Below are 7,157 nucleotides of genomic sequence, written 5' to 3'. Positions count from 1 at the left end.
CTTCTCACCGTGGCTCTGCTTGGTTCCGGGTTTCTTTCTCATCTCCACTCCTTGGCGGTTACGATGAGCCAGAAACCCTCTCTTATCAAATCGACCTAAACTGTCCCATTGGCGCTGACGTCAGACAGTTTCGACGCTGGGAAAGCATAAAATCAAGCGTCTTGCCGTGCTTGTCGACAGCTCGATAGAGATAGACCCAATTGCCTTTCACCTTGATGTAAGTCTCATCCATTCTCCAGGAGCGGTCGCACGGTCCCTTTCGACGACGCGCCGCTTCACCGATTGCGCCTGCATACCGCGTCACCCAGCGATTCAGCGTCGTGTGATCCACTGCAACGCCTCGCTCATGCATGATCTCTTCTAGATCGCGATATGACACACCGTATCGGACATAGAAGAACACAGCGAAGAGGGTCACATCCTTCGGATACTGCGCGCCTTTGAAAGAGATCATAAAAACTGACTTTCGACTTCAATATTTCGATATCCATTCACTCGAAGCACTTATGAGCGTCAACGGTCAAAAGTTTGCAACAGATCCGGTCTAACCCATCACTAAATGCATTCACCGCCATCGATAACCAAAGCTTGCCCCGTCATAAAAGCGGATTCATCTGAAGCTAAATAGACGATCCCATGGCCAATCTCTTCAACTGTCGCCCACCGACTCATAGGGATCGCCTGCTCGATGTAGCTTTCCAGTTTGGCACGGCCACCCATCTGCTTTTCGAAGCCTGCATTGAAGGGGGTGTCTACAAATCCTGGACAAAGGGCATTGAAACGGATTGCATGGACAGCGTAGTCGGCTGCCATCTGCCGGACCATCGCAACAGCTGCGTGCTTTGTAGTCGCATAGGCGATCATACCCCGGTCGTATTGAACCCCCGAATTGGAGGCCGTGACGATCACGCTGCCTCCACCTTGTGATTTCATATGGGGGACGGCTGCGCGCGCGGCAATGAAGTGAGCGCGGACATTCAATGCCCAAGAAGCATCCATTCCATCTGGTTCCACTTCTTCCAGCGTTCCTTCGATCTGCAACCCAGCATGAGAGTGCAACACGTCAAGCCGACCGAAGTTTTTTACTGCTTCGTCTATGGCTTTGGTAAGGGCATCGTCATCGGTCACATCAAGCTGTATGGCAGATGCTTGATTTCCCTGCGCAACGATCGCGGCCACAGTGGCTTCAGCAAGTGTTGCATCGCGATCGGTTACCACAACATTCGCACCCTCTTGTGCCATTGCCATTGAACCCGCCCGACCAATTCCTGATCCCGCGCCCGTAACGAGCGCGACCTTACCTGCAAGCCGCATGTCACTTGGCTCCTTTATTTAATTATTCGATTTTGAGGCGCCTCGGCGCAAAAGCAGCTGCGCTGCTACGAGCAACAAGAGCGACGCGCCCATAACCATAGTGCCGATGGCATTGATCTCGGGTGTTACGCCGCGCCGGATGGATGAGAATATGTAGATTGGCAGGGTTGTTTCTGAGCCAGCTACGAAGAACGCGATGATGAAATCATCAAATGAGAAAGTGAAGCTGAGCAGGAAGCCTGCCAAAATTGCCGGTGCTATCAACGGCAGGGTCACCTGTCGAAAGGTGCCCCAGGGCGTCGCAAAGAGGTCAGCCGAAGCTTCCATGAGCGCGCGGTCCATACCCGATAGCCTTGCACGTACGATGATTATGACCAGCGCCATTGTGAACATGGTGTGTGCGGCGACAAGCGTGGGCATCCCCATGGAAAGTTGCGGGGGATTTGCTCCATCGGGCCATAGGCTTGCAAGAAGCGGGTTTAGCCAGCCGAATACAGTGACCAGGGCAATGAGTGTCGCGATGCCGATGACGATACCGGGTATCATTATCGCAATATAAATCATCGCATCAAACAAAGTTCGGAGCCATCCCTTAACCCCTTGTAAAGCGATGGCCGCCATGGTTCCGAGAGTGGATGCGAGGCAAGCAGTTATGAATGCCGCAAGCAGACTGGTCTCGAGCGCGTCCATTACAAATGGGTTGTTCAGCGCTTTACCATACCATTGGGTCGAGAACCCCATGAACTGGCTTGCGTGTCGTCCGGCATTAAAGCTGAAAAGCGCGATGATGCCGATTGGAATATAGAGAAAAAGGTAGACGCAAATCGCGTATAAGCGCATCGGACCCTCACATCAGCGAGACATCTTGGCGCTGGCCACCCAGGCGCGAGATGAATTTCATGTAAATTGAGACAGTGACAAGCATTACGACAACCAAAGTCATTGCGACCGCCGATCCGTACGCCCAGTTCCGAGACTGCAGGAACAGGTCCACCAGCGCATTTCCGACGAAAAAGACCTTTCCGCCGCCCAAGATCGCTGGGATCAGAAACTCGCCCATCAGCAAGATGAAGACCAGCATGCAGCCAGTTGCGATACCAGGTACCGACAAAGGAAGTGTCACCTGACGGAACGTACGCCATGGGGTAGAGCCGAGATCAGCCGATGCTTCCAGAAGGCGTTTATCCAGTTTGTCTAAGCTTACAAAAATCGGGAAAACCATCAGAGGTAGATACCCATAGACAATCCCGACAAGCACAGCGAACGGCGTATTTATCAGGCGGATATCATCGATGCCGATCGACTCCAGTAAAGCGGGCAAGCCACGCCCCCCAAGGATGAAAATCCAAGCGTATGACCGGATCAGGATCGATGTCCAGAACGGCACGATCACTAGGATCAACAGCGAAGTTCTCCACTTTGGTGAACAACGCACTGCAAGAAAGTAGGCGAGCGGGTAGGCAATTACCAACGCAGCGATAGTCCCCAGTGGTGCAAGGATCAAAGTGTTCTTAAACGCCGTCCATCGCGCAGGAAGGTTGGCATATTGTTCCAAAGTGAACGCTGGAACGTAGCCTCCGGCGGCACCCCGTTCGCCAAAGGAAAAGACGAAGACGACCAGCAGAGGAAGGGCTAGCATTACCAAAAGCCATATTCCTGCTGGAGCCAGCAACAGTGCTTTTCTGCCTCGTTCGGTCATTTTGTCCTCGTCTTTTCCGATATTGGCGACCTTGGCGCTTAGGCCGACTTGAAGCGGGCGAGCAACTCGGCACGGTTTGGATCTGTTAGTGTAGCTGCCGCGCCGAACTCGAGTGCATTCAGAAGGTCAGCTGCCGGATAAAGGATCGGATCTTCCAGTAGTTCCTTCGGCAGCAACGCATTGGTGCGAGCATCAGCCGATGGATAGCCGTGAGCGAGGACTTCTTTCGCATTAACTTCCGGGTTCAGCAGGAAGTCGATCAAGGCATAAGCGGCATCCATATGGGGTGCGCCCTTAGGAATAGCGTAGTAGTCGGACCAGAGTTCACCGCCCTCAGTTCCCAGAACGTAGGCGATTTCAGGCATGTCGACATTCATCTGCTTGCCGTCACCTGTCCAGCACATCGTCATCCAGGCGTCACCGTTACGCATCGGTGGCTGATAATCCGACGAGATTGCAAACAGATGCGGTTTGGCATCCAGCAACAATTTCTCGGCATCCGCCAGTTCCTTCTCATCGACCGAGTTGAAGGAGTAGCCGAAGTATTTCAGTGCATTACCGATGGTGGTGAGTTGGTAATCATGCACCATTGTCCGGCCTGAGTAACCTTCCATAGTAAGGTCCCAGAACTCTTTCCATGTGGTTGGAGTCGGAGCGCCGTCAAGCTTGCTGGTGTTCACTGCAAAGCCAGTCGTGCCCCAGTTTTTTGGGACCGCGTAAAGCTGGCCATCGACAGAACCGGCATCGGAAAAGCGCTGTTCGAATGAACCTGCGTCGTAGTTTGGCAGTTTGGACGTATCGAGCGGGATGATCAGATCTTCACCCACATACGTAGTGATCGTGTAGTTGGTTGGAACGAAAACGTCCCAGCCAGACCCTCCAGCCTGAAGTTTTGCCAACATCTCTTCGTTCGAGCCAAAAACATTGACCTGAACATGGGCGCCAGTGGCTTCCGTGAAGGCTTCGAAGTTCATCTCGTCATGGTAGTTCGGCCATGTGGCAAGGATCACTCGGTCGCCAATGTCCCCGGCAGCAAATGCCGGGCGTGGACGCAACCCAGGAATGGCCGTGCCCAGAACGGCCGTTGCCATCCCAAGACCTGTCACGCCTAAGAAATGTCGCCGTGTAACCGAACCCTTTTGGTACCGGCGAAGCTCTTCCATGAACTTTTGCTTGGAAATAGTCCCATTATCCTTGGTCATTGTGAACCTCTCTGTTGTTGGATTGCGGGATTTGTTATTTTTCCAGGATCAGCAGTGCGCCTTCGCCCCATGAAACAAAGGCCTGCTCTCCTGCATTGAACGTCCCCTCGTTCAATTCCGCTTGCCTTGGCACAAGTACATGGAAATCACCCAGTGCTTCATTGCGCGCAAGGTATTCTGTGTGCTCCCCAAGGAAGATCCGATTTTGAATGGTAACTGGCAGAGCGATTTCAGCTGTGGGTAGCGCGCGGGTCAGCGTGATCTGTTCAGGACGGATACTAACGCACACTTCCTGCCCTGCATCTATTGGAATCTCCGGAGTTCCGTGCACCTTTTGGCCACTCGCTAAACGCACAGTGATTTGGTCGGCTGCTGAGTCAGTCACAGTTGCATCAAAGAAATTAGAGGTGCCTACAAATCCAGCCACGTAGCGGCTGCGGGGCATGTCATAGAGTTCGCGTGGGCTGCCAACCTGCACAATACTGCCGCCTTCCATCACACAAATTCGGTCGGACATTGAAAGCGCTTCTTCTTGGTCGTGCGTGACGAGGACAAAAGTTATTCCCAGTTGTCGTTGCAGGTTCTGCAGTTCAAACTGCATTTCTTTTCGAAGCTTTCGATCCAGAGCAGCCATTGGTTCATCAAGCAGCAAAAGCTTGGGCTCGTTTACGATCGCACGCGCCAAAGCGACGCGTTGCTGCTGACCACCAGACATCTCCCAGATGCGACGTGGGCCAAACCCACCAAGACGGACAGTTTCCAGCGCTTGCTCAACCTTTGTCGCGATTGTTTGTTTGTCTACGCGTGGTCGTTGTTGGCGCAGGCCGTACGCGATGTTGTCGAACACGCTTAGGTGAGGAAAAAGAGCATAGTGCTGAAACACCATGTTGACTGGGCGATGGTGCGCATCCAAGTCGTTGACGACTTCTCCATCGAGCAACACCTGACCTTCCGTAGGCTTCTCGAAACCTGCCAACATTCTAAGCGCAGTGGTTTTGCCGCAACCAGATGGGCCTAAGAACGACAGGAACTCTCCTTTCCCAATGGAAAGATTCAGGTCTTTGGCGGCGACCACATTCCCGAAGGTCTTGGTCACTCCTCGGAGTTCCGCAATCGTCTGCATGGTGACGCTCATGTCAAAGCTCATATACTGCCGTTTTCCTTATGCTTGATTTTTTGGCATTTGTTGGCATACCACTCAAACAAGGAAAAAGTAACAATAACTCGGAATAACTGTATATACCACAATTGGGGTATAGAGGTGCTTTTCGAAAATCTGGAGCGACGTGTGTACGATTGGATGGAAGAGGCCGGCAGGGTCGTGGAGAAGATCGGAACCCCAGAATTTCCATGTGCTTTGGCAGATGGCTTTCGGCAGGTCGCACCATTTGATTTTACGGTGGTGTTTGGCCATGTCGGAACCGAAGCACCAATAGACATTCACGACGATTTCCCCAAAAGCAAACGGCGTATTTTTGTTGAGGATTACCAAGCCGGGCCCTACGTACTTGATCCATTTTTTTTGGCCGCGACAAAACCAATAACACCGGGTCTGTACCGCATGCGCGATATCGCACCGGACAGGTTCTATCAGGGCGAATACTATCGCAGCTATTACAAAAGGACTGGGTTAGCAGAGGAGATTGGCTACTTTATCGATATCCCAGGCGCTGGGATGGTTGTGGTCTCGCTCATGCGAGCAGAGAAGCCTTTTTCCGCCAAGGAAATTCGTCATTTGCAAGCTCTATGGCCGCTCGTTCGGGCAGCCTGTTGCAAACATTGGAGTGACTTTCCAACGATGACCCGCGGCGCCGCAGCGAATGGCGTTAGTCGTCGCGTCGATCTTGCTTTCCAGGCATTTGGCGATGGCGTTCTGACGCCACGAGAAAGAGAAGTCGTTGAGTTCACGTTGAAGGGTCATTCGGCAGAAGCTGTCGGCACAATTCTCGGCATCTCTCCAGGCACAGTCCGCATCCACAGACGCAACATTTACGCGAAACTTAGGATCAATTCGCAGGGTGAGCTTTTTTCAAAGTTCATTGAAAAGGCACTTTAAAAGGTTCCTTGAACACCCACTTTGGGCTGACTGCGGTTCTTTGGAGTAAAAATGGATCTGTTGCAAACTTTTGACCGTTGACGCTCATAAGTGCTTCGAGTGAATGGATATCGAAATATTGAAATCGAAAGTCAGTTTTTATGATCTCTTTCAAAGGCGCGCAGTATCCGAAGGATGTGATCCTCTTCGCTGTGTTCTTCTATGTCCGATACGGTGTGTCATATCGCGATCTAGAAGAGATCATGCATGAGCGAGGCGTTGCAGTGGATCACACGACGCTGAATCGCTGGGTGACGCGGTATGCAGGCGCAATCGGTGAAGCGGCGCGTCGTCGAAAGGGACCGTGCGACCGCTCCTGGAGAATGGATGAGACTTACATCAAGGTGAAAGGCAATTGGGTCTATCTCTATCGAGCTGTCGACAAGCACGGCAAGACGCTTGATTTTATGCTTTCCCAGCGTCGAAACAAACTCGCGGCCACCATGTTCTTCGCCCGAATGCTGGAGGTCAACGGCCTTCCGAGAAAGATAGTCATCGACAAAAGTGGAGCTAACACCGCTGGCCTCAAGGCCATCAACAAGATGCTGAAAGGTTTTGGTTGCCCGGTCCCAATTGAAATGGTCAGGCGGAAATACTTGAACAACATCATGGAACGGATGTGTCGCAAACTCTGAGGTATAGTTGACGAGCCTGGGTGATCTGAGTTTTTTGTACTAGTCGATTAATTTTCGAACAGGTTATTTGAGCATGATCTCGTTAAAGGGCTGTCATTTCCCTAAGGATGCAGTTTTGTACGCTGTTTACTTCTATCTGCGGTACACGGTGTCCTATCGTGACTTGGAAGAGATCATGGCTGAGCGCGGTGTGCGAGTTGATCATGCCACAT

The 7,157-nt window shown here is 52.1% G+C and carries 6 protein-coding genes and 3 pseudogenes; 3 read left to right on the top strand and 6 right to left on the bottom strand.

The features are described from left to right. Positions 1-127 precede the first annotated feature (127 nt). The 6 genes and pseudogenes from ACP15L_RS22915 to ACP15L_RS22890 all read right to left on the bottom strand — a co-directional run. A pseudogene (locus ACP15L_RS22915) lies at positions 128-454 on the bottom strand (IS6 family transposase); the annotation flags it as partial. Between the two features lie 101 nt (positions 455-555). Then, the gene (locus ACP15L_RS22910; protein ID WP_010442231.1) at positions 556-1,314 is read right to left on the bottom strand and encodes an SDR family NAD(P)-dependent oxidoreductase; all 759 of its coding nucleotides are present in this window, start codon (positions 1,312-1,314) and stop codon (positions 556-558) included. 18 nt (positions 1,315-1,332) lie between these two features. After that, positions 1,333-2,154, bottom strand: a complete 822-nt coding sequence (locus ACP15L_RS22905; RefSeq protein WP_010442232.1) for an ABC transporter permease — start codon at positions 2,152-2,154, stop codon at positions 1,333-1,335. 7 nt (positions 2,155-2,161) lie between these two features. Continuing rightward, positions 2,162-3,013, bottom strand: coding sequence for an ABC transporter permease (locus ACP15L_RS22900; RefSeq protein WP_010442233.1), 852 nt, complete (start codon positions 3,011-3,013; stop codon positions 2,162-2,164). Positions 3,014-3,051: 38 nt separating this feature from the next. Beyond that, positions 3,052-4,215 (bottom strand): ABC transporter substrate-binding protein, encoded by a 1,164-nt coding sequence (locus ACP15L_RS22895; protein WP_093962198.1) that lies wholly within the window; start codon positions 4,213-4,215, stop codon positions 3,052-3,054. Between the two features lie 34 nt (positions 4,216-4,249). Next, a complete protein-coding gene (locus tag ACP15L_RS22890; protein WP_237216008.1) occupies positions 4,250-5,350 on the bottom strand; it encodes an ABC transporter ATP-binding protein in 1,101 nt (366 codons plus the stop codon). 153 nt (positions 5,351-5,503) lie between these two features. On the opposite strand from ACP15L_RS22890, the gene ACP15L_RS22885 reads away from it, so the two are divergent. From ACP15L_RS22885 to ACP15L_RS22875, 3 genes and pseudogenes are all read left to right on the top strand, one after another. Continuing rightward, a complete protein-coding gene (locus tag ACP15L_RS22885; RefSeq protein ID WP_425085882.1) occupies positions 5,504-6,271 on the top strand; it encodes a helix-turn-helix transcriptional regulator in 768 nt (255 codons plus the stop codon). A gap of 140 nt (positions 6,272-6,411) precedes the next feature. Beyond that, positions 6,412-6,927, top strand: a pseudogene (locus ACP15L_RS22880) (IS6 family transposase); the annotation flags it as partial. Positions 6,928-7,018: 91 nt separating this feature from the next. After that, positions 7,019-7,157 (top strand): annotated as a pseudogene (locus ACP15L_RS22875) (IS6 family transposase); the annotation flags it as partial.

The organism is Ruegeria profundi (assembly GCF_049800715.1).
Classification (GTDB): domain Bacteria; phylum Pseudomonadota; class Alphaproteobacteria; order Rhodobacterales; family Rhodobacteraceae; genus Ruegeria; species Ruegeria profundi_A.
The sequence above is the reverse complement of the archived record's forward strand: the minus strand, read 5'-3'. Positions and strand labels throughout refer to the sequence as shown.

What these genes read in the sequence shown, in the direction of transcription:
- ACP15L_RS22910 (WP_010442231.1), bottom strand. Translation starts at nt 1,314, where the DNA reads ATGCGGCTTGCAGGTAAGGTCGCGCTCGTTACGGGCGCGGGATCAGGA.
- ACP15L_RS22905 (WP_010442232.1), bottom strand. Translation starts at nt 2,154, where the DNA reads ATGCGCTTATACGCGATTTGCGTCTACCTTTTTCTCTATATTCCAATC.
- ACP15L_RS22900 (WP_010442233.1), bottom strand. Translation starts at nt 3,013, where the DNA reads ATGACCGAACGAGGCAGAAAAGCACTGTTGCTGGCTCCAGCAGGAATA.
- ACP15L_RS22895 (WP_093962198.1), bottom strand. Translation starts at nt 4,215, where the DNA reads ATGACCAAGGATAATGGGACTATTTCCAAGCAAAAGTTCATGGAAGAG.
- ACP15L_RS22890 (WP_237216008.1), bottom strand. Translation starts at nt 5,350, where the DNA reads ATGAGCGTCACCATGCAGACGATTGCGGAACTCCGAGGAGTGACCAAG.